This is a genomic window from Burkholderia sp. EMB26 (assembly GCF_024730645.1).
GTDB lineage: Bacteria > Pseudomonadota > Gammaproteobacteria > Burkholderiales > Burkholderiaceae > Burkholderia > Burkholderia cenocepacia.
Genome location: NZ_CP078070.1, coordinates 995494 through 1010215, shown reverse-complemented (window position 1 = coordinate 1010215; position 14722 = coordinate 995494). Strand labels below are relative to the sequence as shown.

At 68.6% G+C, this 14722-nt stretch carries 17 protein-coding genes; 10 read left to right on the top strand and 7 right to left on the bottom strand.

Features of this window, described 5'->3' with window-relative positions; all coding sequences use genetic code 11:
* The first annotated feature begins 89 nt into the window (after nt 1-89).
* The 5 genes from KU887_RS04760 (at nt 90) to KU887_RS04740 (ending at nt 4163) form a co-directional block, all read left to right on the top strand.
* Nucleotides 90-608: a DUF1993 family protein gene (locus KU887_RS04760; RefSeq protein WP_006484244.1), complete on the top strand. Its 519-nt coding sequence runs from the start codon at nt 90-92 to the stop codon at nt 606-608.
* Between the two features lie 142 nt (nt 609-750).
* Nucleotides 751-1893: a bifunctional 3,4-dihydroxy-2-butanone-4-phosphate synthase/GTP cyclohydrolase II gene (gene ribBA / locus KU887_RS04755; protein WP_006496602.1), complete on the top strand. Its 1143-nt coding sequence runs from the start codon at nt 751-753 to the stop codon at nt 1891-1893.
* Between the two features lie 53 nt (nt 1894-1946).
* Entirely contained in the window at nt 1947-2462 is a 516-nt protein-coding gene (ribH, locus tag KU887_RS04750; protein WP_006476661.1) for a 6,7-dimethyl-8-ribityllumazine synthase, read from the top strand.
* Nucleotides 2459-2896, top strand: coding sequence for a transcription antitermination factor NusB (nusB, locus tag KU887_RS04745; RefSeq protein ID WP_006476662.1), 438 nt, complete (start codon nt 2459-2461; stop codon nt 2894-2896). Before ribH ends, nusB begins: the two co-directional genes overlap by 4 nt.
* Nucleotides 2897-2966: 70 nt before the next feature.
* Nucleotides 2967-4163, top strand: a complete 1197-nt coding sequence (locus tag KU887_RS04740) for a pyridoxal phosphate-dependent aminotransferase (RefSeq protein ID WP_258254837.1) — start codon at nt 2967-2969, stop codon at nt 4161-4163.
* A gap of 118 nt (nt 4164-4281) precedes the next feature.
* Here KU887_RS04740 and KU887_RS04735 read toward each other — a convergent pair whose 3' ends face one another.
* Complete coding sequence (locus KU887_RS04735) at nt 4282-5409, bottom strand: lytic transglycosylase domain-containing protein (protein ID WP_006484250.1); 1128 nt, start codon at nt 5407-5409, stop codon at nt 4282-4284.
* A 597-nt stretch (nt 5410-6006) separates the two neighbouring features.
* Here KU887_RS04735 and KU887_RS04730 point away from each other — a divergent pair.
* Together KU887_RS04730 and KU887_RS04725 are read left to right on the top strand one after the other, a co-directional pair.
* Nucleotides 6007-7563 (top strand): UbiD family decarboxylase, encoded by a 1557-nt coding sequence (locus tag KU887_RS04730; protein WP_258254835.1) that lies wholly within the window; start codon nt 6007-6009, stop codon nt 7561-7563.
* Nucleotides 7564-7621: 58 nt separating this feature from the next.
* Nucleotides 7622-8290 (top strand): LysE family translocator, encoded by a 669-nt coding sequence (locus KU887_RS04725; protein WP_048985380.1) that lies wholly within the window; start codon nt 7622-7624, stop codon nt 8288-8290.
* 118 nt (nt 8291-8408) lie between these two features.
* Here the strand turns inward: KU887_RS04725 and KU887_RS04720 are convergent, their stop codons facing one another.
* Nucleotides 8409-8705, bottom strand: coding sequence for a hypothetical protein (locus tag KU887_RS04720; protein WP_006488565.1), 297 nt, complete (start codon nt 8703-8705; stop codon nt 8409-8411).
* 515 nt (nt 8706-9220) lie between these two features.
* Between KU887_RS04720 and KU887_RS04715 the strand changes: the two genes are divergently transcribed.
* Nucleotides 9221-10150 (top strand): Rossmann-like and DUF2520 domain-containing protein, encoded by a 930-nt coding sequence (locus KU887_RS04715; RefSeq protein WP_080330726.1) that lies wholly within the window; start codon nt 9221-9223, stop codon nt 10148-10150.
* A gap of 75 nt (nt 10151-10225) precedes the next feature.
* Nucleotides 10226-10789, top strand: coding sequence for a YggT family protein (locus KU887_RS04710; RefSeq protein ID WP_006488584.1), 564 nt, complete (start codon nt 10226-10228; stop codon nt 10787-10789).
* A gap of 13 nt (nt 10790-10802) precedes the next feature.
* Here the strand turns inward: KU887_RS04710 and KU887_RS04705 are convergent, their stop codons facing one another.
* The 5 genes from KU887_RS04705 to KU887_RS04685 form a co-directional block, all read right to left on the bottom strand.
* Nucleotides 10803-11153: a DUF190 domain-containing protein gene (locus tag KU887_RS04705; RefSeq protein WP_258254830.1), complete on the bottom strand. Its 351-nt coding sequence runs from the start codon at nt 11151-11153 to the stop codon at nt 10803-10805.
* A 24-nt stretch (nt 11154-11177) separates the two neighbouring features.
* A complete protein-coding gene (gene crcB, locus KU887_RS04700; RefSeq protein WP_006488542.1) occupies nt 11178-11564 on the bottom strand; it encodes a fluoride efflux transporter CrcB in 387 nt (128 codons plus the stop codon).
* 181 nt (nt 11565-11745) lie between these two features.
* Nucleotides 11746-12612: a Sir2 family NAD-dependent protein deacetylase gene (locus tag KU887_RS04695; RefSeq protein WP_258254829.1), complete on the bottom strand. Its 867-nt coding sequence runs from the start codon at nt 12610-12612 to the stop codon at nt 11746-11748.
* Nucleotides 12613-12795: 183 nt separating this feature from the next.
* The gene (locus tag KU887_RS04690; protein WP_258254828.1) at nt 12796-13176 is read right to left on the bottom strand and encodes a DUF4406 domain-containing protein; all 381 of its coding nucleotides are present in this window, start codon (nt 13174-13176) and stop codon (nt 12796-12798) included.
* Nucleotides 13173-13772 carry an NUDIX domain-containing protein gene (locus tag KU887_RS04685; protein WP_212150320.1) on the bottom strand — a complete coding sequence of 200 codons (600 nt, stop codon included), beginning with the start codon at nt 13770-13772 and terminating at the stop codon, nt 13173-13175. The genes KU887_RS04690 and KU887_RS04685 overlap by 4 nt, the downstream gene beginning before the upstream one ends.
* Before the next feature lie 81 nt (nt 13773-13853).
* On the opposite strand from KU887_RS04685, the gene KU887_RS04680 reads away from it, so the two are divergent.
* Nucleotides 13854-14609, top strand: a complete 756-nt coding sequence (locus tag KU887_RS04680; RefSeq protein WP_212253195.1) for a DeoR/GlpR family DNA-binding transcription regulator — start codon at nt 13854-13856, stop codon at nt 14607-14609.
* Nucleotides 14610-14722: the final 113 nt, after the last annotated feature.

Genomic DNA, 14722 nt, shown 5'->3' with positions numbered 1-14722 from the left:
GCGCTAAGATGCGTCGACAGCGGTTTCCACGCCGCCACGCACGACGCGCCGCATCGCGGCCGCGCCTCTTCCCACAGGAGTTCGTCCCCATGTCCATCTCGATGTACCAGGCTTCGCTGCCCGTCCTGATCCGCGGCCTCACCAACCTGCAGCACATCCTCGGCAAGGCGCAGGCGCATGCGGCCGAAAAGCAGATCGACCCGTCGGTATTCATCGGCGCACGCCTCTACCCGGACATGCTGCCGCTCGTCCGTCAGGTCTACATCGCGACCGACACGGCGAAGGGCTGCGCCGCGCGGCTCGCCGGCGCCGAGATCCCGAGCTACCCGGACGTCGAGCAGAGCTTCGACGAGCTGCATGCGCGCATCCAGAAGACGATCGACTACCTGAAAAGCTTCGACGCCGCACAGATCGACGGCAGCGAGACGCGCCAGATCGTGCTGAAGATGCGCGTCGGCCCGATCGAGTTCACCGGCCAGTCGTACCTGCTGAACTTCGTGCTGCCCAACTTCTTCTTCCACGTGACGACCGCGTACGACATCCTGCGCCACAGCGGCGTCGAGCTCGGCAAGCTGGACTACCTCGGCGGGCGCAACGAGCAAGCGTGACGCCCGGCCCGCAACCGTCCGCGCCCGCGCGCAGGCCGGCCGCAGCGCTTTCCGGAGCACGCGCGGGCCCCGCGCGGCCCGCGCCAGCCGAAACGCCGTCCGGCTGGCGTAAAATACGCACTTTCCTCTTTCTCGCCCCCTTATGACGCTCGCCTCCACGCTCGACATCATCGCCGAGCTGAAAGCCGGCCGGATGGTGATCCTGGTCGACGAAGAAGACCGCGAAAACGAGGGCGACCTCGTGATCGCCGCCGAATTCGTCACACCGGAAGCGATCAACTTCATGGCCAAGTACGGCCGCGGCCTGGTTTGTCTGACGTTGACGCAGGAACGCTGCAAGCAGCTTCACCTGCCGCTGATGACCTACCGCAACGGCACGCAGTACGGCACCGCGTTCACGGTCAGCATCGAAGCGGCCGAAGGCGTGACGACCGGCATCTCGGCCGCCGACCGGGCGCACACGATCGCCACGGCGGTCGCGCACGACGTGCGCCCCGAGCACATCGTGCAGCCGGGCCACGTGTTCCCGATCATGGCGCAGCCGGGCGGCGTGCTCGTGCGCGCCGGCCACACCGAGGCCGGCTGCGACTTCACCGCGCTCGCGGGCCTCACGCCGGCCGCGGTGATCTGCGAGATCATCAAGGACGACGGCACGATGGCGCGCCTGCCGGACCTGATCGAATTCGCGAAGGAACACAACCTGAAGATCGGCACGATCGCCGACCTGATCCAGTACCGCAGCCGCACCGAATCGATCATCGAGCGGATCGCCGAGCGCACGATGCAGACCGCGCACGGCACGTTCCGCGCGGTGCTGTACCGCGACCAGCCGAGCGGCTCGCCGCACATCGCGCTGGTGCGCGGCGCCCCGTCGCCCGACGTCGATACGCCGGTGCGCGTGCACGAGCCGCTGTCGGTGCTCGACCTGCTCGAAACGGGCGTGTCGACCCACTCGTGGACCCTCGACGCCGCGATGCGCGACATCGCGGAGCGCGACCTCGGCGTGATCGTGCTGCTCAATTGCGGCGATACGAAGGAACACCTGATCGACGTCTTCAAGGCGTTCGACGAGGAAGAAAAGGCCGCTGCGCTCAAGCGCCGGCCGGTCGATTTCAAGACGTTCGGCATCGGCGCGCAGATCCTGCGCGATGTCGGCGTCGGCAAGATGCAGGTGCTGTCGAATCCGCGCAAGCTGGGCAGCATGTCCGGCTACGGCCTCGAAGTCACGGGCTTCATTCCGATGCCCGGCGGCGAAGCCAAGTCCTGCCCGGCGTCCCACGCGTAACCCGCCACGGCGCTTTCGCCCTATAACCGTTCATCCACACCACGGACCAGATCATGGAAATCGGACAATACCAACCGAATCTCGAAGGCGACGGCCTGCGTATCGGCATCGTGCAATCGCGCTTCAACGAACCCGTGTGCAACGGCCTCGCCGACGCGTGCGTCGAAGAACTGGAGCGCCTCGGCGTCACCGGTGAAGACGTGCTGCTCGTGTCGGTGCCCGGCGCGCTGGAAATCCCGCTCGCGCTGCAAAAGCTCGCCGAAAGCGGCCAGTTCGACGCGCTGATCGCGCTCGGCGCGGTGATCCGCGGCGAGACCTACCACTTCGAACTCGTGTCGAACGAGAGCGGCGCGGGCATCACCCGCATCGGCCTCGACTTCAACCTGCCGATCGCGAACGCGGTCCTGACCACCGAAAACGACGAGCAGGCCGTCGCGCGCATGACCGAAAAGGGTCGTGACGCCGCACGCGTGGCCGTCGAGATGGCCAACCTGACGATGGCGCTCGACCAGCTCGGCGACGACGAGGACGAAGAGGAAGACGAAGACGACGAAGAGGAGCGCGCATGAAGAAGAGCGCCCGCCGACAATCGCGCGAGCTGGCGACGCAGGGCCTGTATCAGTGGCTGCTGTCGAACGCGCCCTCCGGCGAGATCGACGCGCAACTGCGCGGCGCGCTCGGTTACGACAAGGCTGACAAGGAACTGCTCGAAGCGATCCTGCACGGCGTGATCCGCGAGCATGCGACGCTCGTCGAAGCGCTGGCGCCGTCGCTGGACCGTCCGATCGATCAGCTGTCGCCGGTCGAACGCGCGGTGCTGCTGATCGCGACGTTCGAGCTCACGCACCACGTCGAAACGCCGTACCGCGTGATCATCAACGAAGCCGTCGAACTCGCGAAGACGTTCGGCGGCTCCGACGGCTACAAGTACGTGAACGGCGTGCTCGACAAGCTGGCCGCGAAGCTGCGCCCCGCCGAAACGCAGGCGCGTCGCAACGGCTGATACCGTTGGTTGGTCCACGGGCGCGCAAGCGCCCGTTTTTCATTCCTTTCTCCCTCCGCCCTGCCCGCCGATGAATACCACCGCCGATTCGCTCGTCACGCTCGCCGCACGCGTCGACGCGATCCAGCCCTTTCATGTGATGGAACTGATGAAGGAGGCACAGCGGCTCGAGTCCTTGGGGCGCGATGTTATCCACATGGGCATCGGCGAGCCGGATTTCACCGCGCCGGAGCCGGTGGTCGAGGCCGCGGCGGCCGCGCTGCGCCGCGGCGTCACGCAATACACGAGCGCGCTCGGGATTGCGCCGCTGCGCGAGGCGATCGCCGCGCACTATGCACACGCGTACGGCCTCACGATCAGCCCCGAGCGGATCGTCGTGACGGCCGGCGCATCGGCCGCGCTGCTGCTCGCGTGCCTCGCGCTGGTCGGCCGCGACGACGAAGTGCTGATGCCCGACCCGTCATACCCGTGCAACCGGCACTTCGTCGCGGCGGCCGAAGGCCGTCCGGTGCTCGTGCCGAGCGGCCCGGACGCGCGCTTCCAGCTCACCGAGCACGACGTCCGCACGCACTGGAACGAGCGCACGCGCGGCGTGCTGCTCGCGTCGCCGTCGAACCCGACCGGCACGTCGCTCGAACCGGACGAACTGAAGCGGATCGTCGAAGCAGTGCGCGCACGCGGCGGCTTCACGATCGTCGACGAGATCTACCAGGGGCTCAGCTACGACGCCGCCCCCGTGTCGGCGCTGTCGTTCGGCGACGACGTGATCACCGTGAACAGCTTCTCGAAGTATTTCAGCATGACCGGCTGGCGGCTCGGGTGGCTCGTCGTGCCGCCCGCCCTCGTCGGCACGTTCGAGAAGCTGTCGCAGAACCTGTTCATCTGCCCGTCCGCCCTCGCTCAACACGCGGCGCTCGCCTGCTTCGAACCGGCCACGCTCGACATCTACGAAACGCGCCGGCTCGAATTCAAGCGCCGCCGCGATTTCATCGCACCGGCGCTCGAGCGGCTCGGCTTTACGGTGCCGGTGATGCCGGACGGCGCGTTCTATGTGTATGCGCATTGCGGCGGCGTCGCCCACCCGGCGGCCGGCGACAGCGCCGCGCTCACGCAGGCGATGCTGCACGACGCAGGCGTGGTGCTGGTGCCGGGCATGGACTTCGGCGTCCATGCCCCGCGCGACTATATCCGCCTGTCCTATGCGACGGCCTACTCGCGGCTCGAAGAGGCCGTCGACCGGCTCGCGACGCTGTTCGGCGAGCATTGACGCCGCGGCGAGCACGCCGGCCGCTTCCCGCACCGCAAAAGAAAAAGGCACCCGAATCGGGTGCCTTTTCTTCACCTGCGCTTCATCTGCGCCAACCGGAGCCGCCCGGAACGCGACGTTACGCGCCGAGCTCCGAATGATCGCCGTGCGACTGCTTCGCGGTATCGACGCTCGCGTCGTCCTGCGGGGCCGCTTCCTTCGGCGCTGCCTTGACCGTCGTCGCGCCGTCGAGCGTCGCATGCACGCGCTTCGCGCCGCCTGCCGCGGCCGTCACGGCTGCGGCGGTGACGATCGGCTTCGCGGGTTGCGCGGGCGCCTGCGGTGCGTTGATCGGCACGCTGCGGCCACGCGCGACGTCGCGCAGGCGGCCGCGCTCGGCCATCACCTTCGAACCGTAGCCGTTGTCGTCGGGATTCGTCGAGCCGTTGTACAGGCGCAGGCCGTTCGCGAGCGAGCCGCCGCGCGCGATGCAGTCCTTCAGCACGAGTGCGCCGACCTGCAGGTTCGCGAGCGGTTGCAGTGCGGTGTCGGTGCCGCCGAAATACTCGAACTTGTCGGAATGGACCTTCGACATCACCTGCATCAGGCCCTTCGCGCCGACGCCGCTTTCGGCGTACGGGTTGAAGCCCGACTCGATCGCCATCACGGACAGCAGCAGCAGCGGATCGAGGCCGACGTCACGACCGGTCTGGAACGCCGCCTTGACGAGCTGGCCGAGCGGCTCCTGGGCGACGCGGTAACGGCGCGACAAATACGTGGCGACGAGCGCCTGTTCCCGGTTCGACGCGAGCGCGCGATCGTCGCGGGCATCGGCCGCCACGCGCTGGATCGGAATCAGCTTGGCCAGTGCGACCGGCGACGGACCGTTGCGGGCCGGATCGGACGCATCACCCTGGACGCCTTGCGCGGCGGCTTCCGGTGCGACATCGAGGCCGACCGCAAGCGCATCCGTTTCGGGCGCGTCGTCCTGCTGCGGCTGCGCACCGGCAGGCGCGAAGTTCGGCAGCGGATGGCCGGACAGCAGACGGGCCGGACCGGCCTGCACGGCCGCGGATACGACCGGCATCAGCTTCGCGGCGAGCGTGCCGCGGACGGTTGGCAGCAGCCACAGTGCAAGCGCAACCGCGACAGCGAAACAGCCGACAACGCTGAATAGATGGTGACTGACACGCGTCCCGCGACGCAGCAAGTTGCGCACGATTTGCGCATGCTGCTCAGTGGGACGCCACGATAACCAAGCGTTCATTCAGATCATCTCCCATGAACATGACTCGTGCGGCTCGCTCAGCTCGATGGCGAGACAGAAAACGCGCCGCGGAATCACGACGCCGCACGCCTTGGTTGGGACGCGCAAGCATCGGGGAAACGGTATAAGTACCGTTCGAGGCCACGGTGTAAGAGGGCCGGCGCCTTCGCACACTGGGCGAGGCGGGCATACGCGGTGGCACCCACGCAAAAAACCAGCGTCTGGTGGCGCTGGCTGGGACTACGACAAAGGCCGTCGAAGACGCCGTGCAGGATTCGGCGGACGGTGACGCGCTGCGTCAAAGATCGGTGATTGGCGGCTCGAAGCCTTTTACCCTGCAACCAATGTGAGCGGATTCTAGCAGGGTTTTATAGATCGTCAACACTATAAAACCTCGAAATTATAACAAAAAGTAATTTAAAACCCCTCTTCAGAACGCAAGCCCCGTGCCGTAGGGGGTTTGCGCGCGGTCGACTTTTTTCTCCGCCGGGCGGTCGCGCGGCTGCCCGGGTAAAATCGTCGGTCGATTCGGGGTCGCAGCCGGCCGCTGCGCCCGCCCATCGCTGCCCGTGCATACGGGCGGCCCGGACCTTCTTCATGAAATACAAAGACTTACGCGATTTCATTCAGCGCCTCGAGGCGCTCGGCGAACTGCGGCGCGTCACGCAGCCCGTGTCGCCCGTGCTCGAAATGACCGAGCTGTGCGACCGCGTGCTGCGCGCCGGCGGCCCCGCGCTGCTGTTCAACGCGCCGCCCGGCAACGCATTCCCGGTGCTCGGCAACCTGTTCGGCACGCCGCGCCGCGTCGCGCTCGGGATGGGCGTCGATGCGGGCGACGATGCCGCGCTCGGCTCGCTGCGCGACCTCGGGCGCCTGCTGTCCGCGCTGAAGGAACCCGATCCGCCGAAGAGCCTGAAGGATGCCGGCAAGCTGCTGTCGCTCGCGAAGGCGGTGTGGGACATGGCGCCGAAGTCGGTGTCGTCGCCGCCGTGCCAGGAGATCGTCTGGGAAGGCGCGGACGTCGACCTGAACAAGCTGCCGATCCAGACCTGCTGGCCCGGCGATGCGGGGCCGCTCGTCACGTGGGGCCTGACGGTCACGCGCGGGCCGAACAAGTCGCGCCAGAACCTCGGCATCTACCGCCAGCAGTTGATCGGCCGCAACAAGCTGATCATGCGCTGGCTCGCGCACCGCGGCGGCGCGCTCGATTTCCGCGAGTTCGCGCTGCAGAATCCGGGCAAGCCGTATCCGGTCGCGGTCGTGCTCGGCGCCGATCCGGCCACCACGCTCGGCGCGGTGACGCCGGTGCCCGATTCGCTGTCCGAGTATCAGTTCGCCGGCCTGCTGCGCGGCAGTCGCACGGAGCTCACGAAGTGCCTGACGCCCGGCGTCGACACGCTGCAGGTGCCCGCGCGCGCGGAGATCGTGCTCGAAGGCTTCATTCATCCGCAGGACGGCGCCCCTGCCCCCGCTCCGGCCGGCGCGCCGCCGCGCCCGGCCGGCAACGCGGCGGCCGCGTACGAGCACGCGCTCGAAGGGCCGTACGGCGACCACACCGGCTATTACAACGAGCAGGAGTGGTTTCCGGTGTTCACCGTCGAGCGCATCACGATGCGCCGCGACGCGATCTACCATTCGACCTACACGGGCAAGCCGCCCGACGAACCCGCGGTGCTCGGCGTCGCGCTCAACGAGGTGTTCGTGCCGCTGCTGCAGAAGCAGTTCACGGAAATCACCGACTTCTACCTGCCGCCCGAAGGCTGCAGCTACCGGATGGCCATCGTCCAGATGAAGAAGAGCTACGCGGGCCATGCCAAGCGCGTGATGTTCGGCGTGTGGAGCTTCCTGCGGCAGTTCATGTATACGAAGTTCATCGTGGTCGTCGACGAGGACGTGAACATCCGCGACTGGAAGGAAGTGATCTGGGCGATCACGACGCGCGTCGACCCCGTGCGCGACACTGTGATGGTCGACAGCACGCCGATCGATTATCTCGACTTCGCGTCGCCGGTGGCCGGACTCGGCTCGAAGATGGGGCTCGACGCGACCAACAAGTGGCCGGGCGAAACCAGCCGCGAATGGGGCCGCCCGATCGAGATGGACGCGGCCGTGAAGGCGCGTGTCGACCGGCTGTGGCAGGAGATCGGCCTCTGACGCCAGGCGGCCGGCGCCCGCCGGCTCGCGCATCGCAATCGCCGCAAGCACCCAGAAGATGAGCTTTCCGCCCGCGTCCATGCTGTCCGACGGATTCTTTCTGTCGCTATCGTTGTGTCTCGACATCGGCCTCGTGAACGTCGCGATGCTGTCGCTCACGCTATCGCACGGCTTCCGGCCGGGCTTCTGGCTCGGCCTCGGGTCGTGCGTCGGCGATCTCGTCTATGCGGCGCTCGCGCTCGCGGGAATGGCCGTGCTGCTGCAGTTCGAACCCGTGCGCTGGATCGTGTGGATCGGCGGCGGCGCGGTGCTGCTGTTCCTCACGTGGAAGATGGCGCGTGAAGCGCTGACGCCGGTCAAGGCGGCTGGCGACGAAGCAGACGACGCCCCCCAGCCGCGGGCGAGCGCGCGGCGCAGCTTTCTGCGCGGGATGCTGCTCGCGATGTCGTCGCCGAGCGCGATCCTGTGGTTCGCGGCGGTCGGCGGCGCGCTGATCGCGAAAGCCGGTGCGACCACCCCGGCGACCGCGTCGGTGTTCCTGTCGGGCTTCTTCCTCGGCGGCCTCGCATGGACGCTGTTCATGTGCACGCTCGCGAGCCAGGGCCGCAAGCGCGCGGGCGCCGGGCTGATGCGGGCCTGCCACATCGCGTCCGCGCTGCTGTTCGCGTACTTCTCGTACAGCGTGATCGTCGGCGGCTACCGCGACCTGATCGTGCACGCGGTGTAATCGCGGCCGCCCTGCGCGAGCCGGGCACGGTATCGCAGCCCCCAAAGAAAAACGGCGCAGCGCCCCTCGCGGGACGTTGCGCCGTTTTGCCACGCGCGGTCAGGCCGCGCGGGGCGAATCAGCGACGCCAGTAGCCGTGATGGCCCCAGCCGCCATAACCATGGCGCCAGTACGGGCGACCGTAGTAACCGCCGACGACCACGGCGGGCGGCGGCGCATAGTAGGCCGGCGCGGGCGCGTAGTACACGGGCGGAGGCGGCGGCGCGTAGTACACGGGCGGCGGCGGTGCATAGACGGGATACGCGGGTGCGACCGGGATACCGATGCCGACCCCGATCGACACGTGAGCCTGCGCGGCGCTTGCGGCACCCAGGCCCAGCGCGGCGGCGGCGATGAACGGAATGAGCTTTTTCACTTCGATTCTCCTGCTGGAGCGGTATTTTAGGCGCTCCTGTCGGCAACGGCGGGCATGCACGTCGCATGCAAGCAATGTAGCGAAAACCCGCCCCGCGCGTATCGTGCATTTGTTGCAAATTGCAATTGCACGCGGCCGGAGCCGCCGCGCGGCGCGGCGCCCGGTGCGGGCGATGACCCTTGCGGGTCGCGCGATTCCGTCCGAGGAGTCGGGTCGCGACACGACGGCCGGTCAGTCTTACCGGATCCGGCGCGTGCAACCGGCCGGCATGCGTAATGAACGATTACAAATTCGAGACAAGATGCCGACGTTTCAAGCGGGAGGCAGGCGCGCGGCATTTCGGGGTCGGATTCCATGATCCTGATGCCGCTGCGATATCGGCCGTCGGCCTGCGTAGAGATCGCCGCGCCTACCGGTAATTCATACATGCGACCGCTCCGCAACCGGCCTTCCACGACACCGCCGTCATTCCTGCGATACTGGCGGTTGCTTCGTTTTTGCTTACATCCGCTGCCATGCCCCTTCCGGACCCACCCCGCCTCGGCTTCATCGGCGCCGGCCGCCTCGCGCGCTGTGTCGCGCAGCGCTTCGCGCAGGCCGGCTTCCCGGTCGTCGCGATCGCGAGCCGCACACCCGCGTCGGCCGCCGGCCTCGCCGCGCGCATCGACGGCTGCCGCGCGGTCGACACCGCGCAGCAGGTGGTCGACGCCGCCGACCTGATCTTCCTGACGACGCCCGACGATCATCTCGCGTCGAGCGCCGCCGCACTGCGCTTCGACGCATCGCGCGCCGCCAGTCAGGCGCTCGTCCATTGCAGCGGCGCGTCGGCGGTCGCGCTGCTCGATCCGGCGAAGCAGCAAGGCGCGGCCACGGGCGGCTTTCATCCGCTCTATCTGTTCGGCGGCACCGACGCCGACCTCGCGCGCATCGACGGCTGCTCGGTCACGATCGAAGCGGACGGCGCGCTGCACGCGGCGCTGATGCGACTTGCCGCCGCGCTCGGCTGCCATCCGCTGTCGATCCCGGCCGGCGGCCGGATGCTGTATCACGCGGCCGCGCACTACGCGGCGAGCTTCGCGCTGTGCGGGCTGTCGGAAGCGGTCGAGCTGTGGCGCGGCCTCGGGTTCGACGAGGACGCCGCGCTGCGTGCGCTGTTGCCGATGCTCGCCGGCACGATCGAGACCGCGCGCGACAAGGGGCTCGCGAATGCGCTGTCGGGCCCGGTGTCGCGCGGCGACACGGGCATCGTCGAGCGCCAGCTCGCGCTGCTCGAGGCGCGCGGCGGCGATCACGCGGCGCTGTATGCGCTGCTGACGCGCCGCGCGGTCGCGCTCGCGGCGAAGCGCGCGACGCCGCCGGTGTCGTTGCCGGCGCTGGCCGAAGCCGTCGAAACCTCGCTCGCACGGGTGGCCGCGCGCCCCTCCCCGTCGCGCGACGAGGCGTGATAAGGTGTCGGCCGATGCGCCGCCAACCGGCGTTGGCGGCCGCACGCTACTGACTGTATAAAAAGGATGCCAACGATGTTCGGCGAGATCGCCCGTTTTCTGCTCAATACCGTCTTCACGCTATTCGGCGCCGCGCTGATCCTGCGCGTCTGGATGCAGGCCGTCCGCGTGCCGCCGTACAACCCCGTCACGCAAGCCGTGCTGCAGGCGACCAACTGGCTCGTGCTGCCGCTGCGCCGCGTGATCGCGGGCGTACGCGGCATCGACTGGGCCAGCGTCGTCGCCGCGCTGCTCACCGCGCTCGTCTACGTCGTGCTGATGGTCGTGATGGCCGGCTTCGATCCGGCCGCCGTGATCGCGACGCTCGTCGTGGTCGCGCTGCTCACCGTCGTGAAGTGGGCGCTCAACCTCGTGATCTGGATGACGATCCTGATGGCGCTGCTGTCGTGGCTCAACCCGCGCTCGCCGGCGATGCCGATCCTCTACCAGCTCACCGCGCCGTTCCTGAACCCGCTGCGCCGCGTGATCCCGAATCTCGGCGGCATCGACCTGTCGCCGATCCTGCTGTTCGTGATCGTGCAGGTGCTGCTGATGATCGTCACGCGCGCCGCCGTGTCGCTGACGATGTTCGGCATCTGATCGGCGCGACGCCCTACGCCGCCGGCCCCTGCGCTGGCGGTGCGCCGAGCGTGTCGATCACGCCGAACTGCGCGGGCATCATCGCGTAGCACACCCGCACTTTCTCGCGCGACAGCCGCTCGAGCAGCCGCTGCGCTTCGTCCTCGGTGACGATGAATTCCACCTCGACCGCCAGCGAACCCTGCAGTTCGAAGAAGCGATCCTCGTGCAGCACGCGATGCTGGCCGAAACCGGCCATCGCGCGAAACGCGGAACCGCCCGCGACGCCCATCCGGTTCGCCTCTTCCAGCAGCCATTCCCACAGCGGCTTCCAGTGCAGCCGGTGCTGCTCGTGCACATAGAAGCGCAACAAGACCCCGTCCATCGCTCCCTCCGATGGCGGCCCCGCTCAGGCCGCAGCCAGCCACGCGCGCGCGGTCCACATGCCGAGCGCCGTCAGCGCGAACGATCCAGTCAAGTGTAGGGCAGCCACCGCCAACGCCCATCCGAATTCGCCCTCGAGCGCGTGCGTCATCACTTCGACCGAATAGGTCGAGAACGTCGTGAGACCGCCGAGAAAGCCCGTGATCACGAACAGCCGCCACTCCGGCGGCAACCCGACGCGAACCGTGAATACGACCGCAGCCACGCCGATCACGTAGCCGCCGAGCAGGTTCGCCGCGAGCGTGCCGAGCGGCACCGCGGGAAAGAACGCGTTGAGCGTGAGACTCAGGCACCAGCGCAGCAACGCGCCGAGCCCGGCGCCGACGAAGATCGCGACGATCGAATAGAACAAGGGCACTCCTCACTGACGGCGCCGCGCGGCGGACGCGGCCTACGCTGAACTGTATGCGGAATCGCGCCGCACCGGCAATGCCGGCGGCCCGAACCGGCAGGCAGCGCGCCGGCGCTCGTGCAGGCGCTCGTCGCGCGGCCGCAATCGCGCGACGTCGGCCAATCGATACGAGGCGCGGTGCTCAGCCGCCGCGCCACGCGCGATCGAGCGCGTTCAGCGTCGCCAGCGCACCGCCCTTCAGCCCGATCACGTCCGCGCGGCGCGCATGCGCTTCGCGCGCGTTGATGCGGATCACGTCGGCACCGAGCCGTTCGCTCAGCAGGCGCACGGTCGGAATCGCGGTGCCCGCGCCGATCTCGACCACGGCGACACGCCCCGCCTGCGCGATCCAGTCTTCCAGCGCGCGCTCCTGCGCGTCGTAGCGCGCACCGAGCCAGCCGGTGTCGCCGAACATCAGGATGTTCGGCCGCGCGAGCCCGCCGCAGTGCGGGCAGCGCGGCATGTCGCCCACGAGGCGGCACGTCGCTTCGTCGACCACCGGCACGAACGGCGCCGCGTTCCACGTGTCGTCCGTGCACGGTCGCAGGCACTGCATCGCATGAATCGAACCGTGGATCTCGGCGATGCGCGCCGGATCGAAGCCGGCTTTCTGGAACTGGCCGTCGACGTTGCTCGTCAGCACGAAGCCGCCGTTCGGCATCGCGTCGATCCAGCGACGCAGGATCGCGAAGCCCGCGTGCGGCACCGTCGCGCGGTAGAGCGCGAGACGGTGCCCGTAGAACCCCCATGCGAGCGGCGCACGCGCACGAAACGCGTGCGGCGACGCGATCTCGTGGAACTCGAAACACTCGTGGCGCAGTGCCGGATACGCACGCCAGAAACCGTCCGTACCGCGAAAATCGGGCAGCCCGGAATCGACGCCGATGCCCGCGCCGGCCGTGACGAGCAAGGCGTCGGCGCGCGCGAGCGCGTCGACGGCGGACGCGACGAGAGCGGCGGGAAGCGACGCGGCGGCGGCGTCGGAATCGGCGGGATCGGAAAACGGCATGATGGAGAAGCGGTGGCGTCGAACGTTGCGCGAGTGGCGTCGCGATCATACGCCGGTTCGGGCGTCGCGCTGCATCGACCCAGCAATCGCGTGACGCCGCGCGCGTACGGCTACCGGCAATGCGACCGCCGGCTGTCCGCAAGCACCGCACCGGCGATGCCGCGACCCGGCGCCCACGCTTGCTCAGTCAGCCGCACCGTCCTGCGCGACCGGCATCTCGCCGACCGAGAAATAGACCGGCTTGCCGAGTTGCCGCGCCAGCGCCACGTCCGCATCCGCGCCGCGCGACGCGCCGTCGATGCGCAGCACCGCATCGCAGCGGCGCAGCAACCGGTGCGCGGCCGGATACAGGAACGTTTCGCCGATCGCGTCGCCGACCTGCGTCGACCCGGCCGCGGCCGCGAGCGGCAACGACAGCCATTCGCCGATCATCGGCACGTGCCCGCGGCGATACACGGCGAGCGCTGCCGCTTCCAGCCGGTGCAGGTTCGCGGCGATGCGCGCGGGGTCGCCGTCCGTGCCGCTGCGATAAGGGCCGGCGACCAGCACGAGTTGCGGCGTCATGCGGCGCGTGCGCCCGCGGTTTCCCGCAGCGCGACGTACTGGAGCAGCATGATCGTCTTCGCATCGACGATCTCGCCGCGCTCGACCGCGTCCAGCGCCGCCTGCAGCGGCATCTCGACGACCTCCAGATCCTCGCCCTCTGCCGCGACGCCGCCGCCCGCGCCGGTGCGCAGCGACGCATCGTATTCGCCGACGAAGAAATGCAGTTTCTCGGTCACGGAACCCGGGCTCATGAACGCCTCGAACACCTTGCGCACGCCGCGCACGCGGTAGCCGGTCTCTTCCTCGGCTTCCGCGCGGATGCGCGCTTCGGGCGTGGCGTCGTCGAGCAGCCCGGCGGCCGCTTCGAGCAGCATGCCGTCGTGCCCGCTCACGAACGCCGGCATCCGGAACTGCCGTGTCAGCAGCACGTCGCCCGTCTCGGCCTGACGCAGCAGGATCGTCGCGCCGTTGCCGCGATCGTAGGTCTCGCGGCTCAGGCGCTGCCACGTTCCGTCGCGGCGCAGGAAATCGAACGTCACCTTCCGCAGCACATACCAGTCGTCGGACAGCACCGTCGTATCGACGATGCGCACCCGTTCCCGCGTTGCAGCCATTGCAGCCTCCGGTTCGACAAAGGACGGCGTCCATGGTAACGTGCAGATTCGTGCAATTTCAAGAATTTTCGTGCAATCACGATGCTGACGACGCAACGCAAGAAAGCGATCCTCGGTGCGCTCGCACGCGACGGCCAGGTACTGGCCGCCGAGCTGAGCGTGCAATTCGGCGTATCCGAAGACACGGTGCGCCGCGACCTGCGCGAACTCGCGGCCGAAGGGCTGCTGCAGCGCGTGCATGGCGGCGCGCTGCCGGCGTCGCCGGCCATCGCGCCGTTCGCGCAGCGCGAGGCGCTCGAAGCCAAGGAGAAGCGGCGCATCGCACGGCGGGCCGCGCAGATGATCGCGCCCGGGCAGGTGGCGATCGTCGACGGCGGCACGACCTCCGCGCTGCTCGTTAGCCAACTGCCGGCCGACCTGCGCGCGACGATCGTCACGCACAGCCCGAGCGTCGCGGTGGCGCTGGCCGCACATCCGTCGATCGACGTGATCCTGATCGGCGGGCGGCTCTACAAGCACTCGATCGTCGCGGTCGGCGCGGCGGCGATGGAAGGCATCGCGCGCATCCATGCGGACCTGTACTTCATGGGCGTCACGGGCGTGCATCCGGTCGCCGGCCTGAGCACCGGCGATTTCGAGGAAGCGGCGATCAAGCGCGCGCTGGCCGAACGCGCGGCCGAGACGGTGGTGCTCGCGTCGCAGTCGAAACTGCGTGCGGCGTCGCAGTTCGTGATCGGTGACATCACGCTCGCGCAGACGGTCGTCGTCGAACAGGAAACCGACGCCGCGCTGACGAAGCCGATCGAGGCCGCGGGCGTGACGGTGGTGCGCGCGTAGCGCGCGGTACAGGCGGGCCGCCCGCGCAATCGAACTGCGAATGCGTCGACACGGTGCGTGATCGATACGCGCGCGTTCAGGCGCGACCGCTGATCGCCCTCGGCGTGCGCATA

Excerpts from the sequence above, each read along its gene's own strand:
- KU887_RS04760 (WP_006484244.1), top strand. The coding sequence starts at position 90 with ATGTCCATCTCGATGTACCAGGCTTCGCTGCCCGTCCTGATCCGCGGC.
- ribBA (WP_006496602.1), top strand. The coding sequence starts at position 751 with ATGACGCTCGCCTCCACGCTCGACATCATCGCCGAGCTGAAAGCCGGC.
- ribH (WP_006476661.1), top strand. The coding sequence starts at position 1,947 with ATGGAAATCGGACAATACCAACCGAATCTCGAAGGCGACGGCCTGCGT.
- nusB (WP_006476662.1), top strand. The coding sequence starts at position 2,459 with ATGAAGAAGAGCGCCCGCCGACAATCGCGCGAGCTGGCGACGCAGGGC.
- KU887_RS04740 (WP_258254837.1), top strand. The coding sequence starts at position 2,967 with ATGAATACCACCGCCGATTCGCTCGTCACGCTCGCCGCACGCGTCGAC.
- KU887_RS04735 (WP_006484250.1), bottom strand. The coding sequence starts at position 5,409 with ATGAACGCTTGGTTATCGTGGCGTCCCACTGAGCAGCATGCGCAAATC.
- KU887_RS04730 (WP_258254835.1), top strand. The coding sequence starts at position 6,007 with ATGAAATACAAAGACTTACGCGATTTCATTCAGCGCCTCGAGGCGCTC.
- KU887_RS04725 (WP_048985380.1), top strand. The coding sequence starts at position 7,622 with ATGAGCTTTCCGCCCGCGTCCATGCTGTCCGACGGATTCTTTCTGTCG.
- KU887_RS04715 (WP_080330726.1), top strand. The coding sequence starts at position 9,221 with ATGCCCCTTCCGGACCCACCCCGCCTCGGCTTCATCGGCGCCGGCCGC.
- KU887_RS04710 (WP_006488584.1), top strand. The coding sequence starts at position 10,226 with ATGTTCGGCGAGATCGCCCGTTTTCTGCTCAATACCGTCTTCACGCTA.
- KU887_RS04705 (WP_258254830.1), bottom strand. The coding sequence starts at position 11,153 with ATGGACGGGGTCTTGTTGCGCTTCTATGTGCACGAGCAGCACCGGCTG.
- KU887_RS04695 (WP_258254829.1), bottom strand. The coding sequence starts at position 12,612 with ATGCCGTTTTCCGATCCCGCCGATTCCGACGCCGCCGCCGCGTCGCTT.
- KU887_RS04690 (WP_258254828.1), bottom strand. The coding sequence starts at position 13,176 with ATGACGCCGCAACTCGTGCTGGTCGCCGGCCCTTATCGCAGCGGCACG.
- KU887_RS04685 (WP_212150320.1), bottom strand. The coding sequence starts at position 13,772 with ATGGCTGCAACGCGGGAACGGGTGCGCATCGTCGATACGACGGTGCTG.
- KU887_RS04680 (WP_212253195.1), top strand. The coding sequence starts at position 13,854 with ATGCTGACGACGCAACGCAAGAAAGCGATCCTCGGTGCGCTCGCACGC.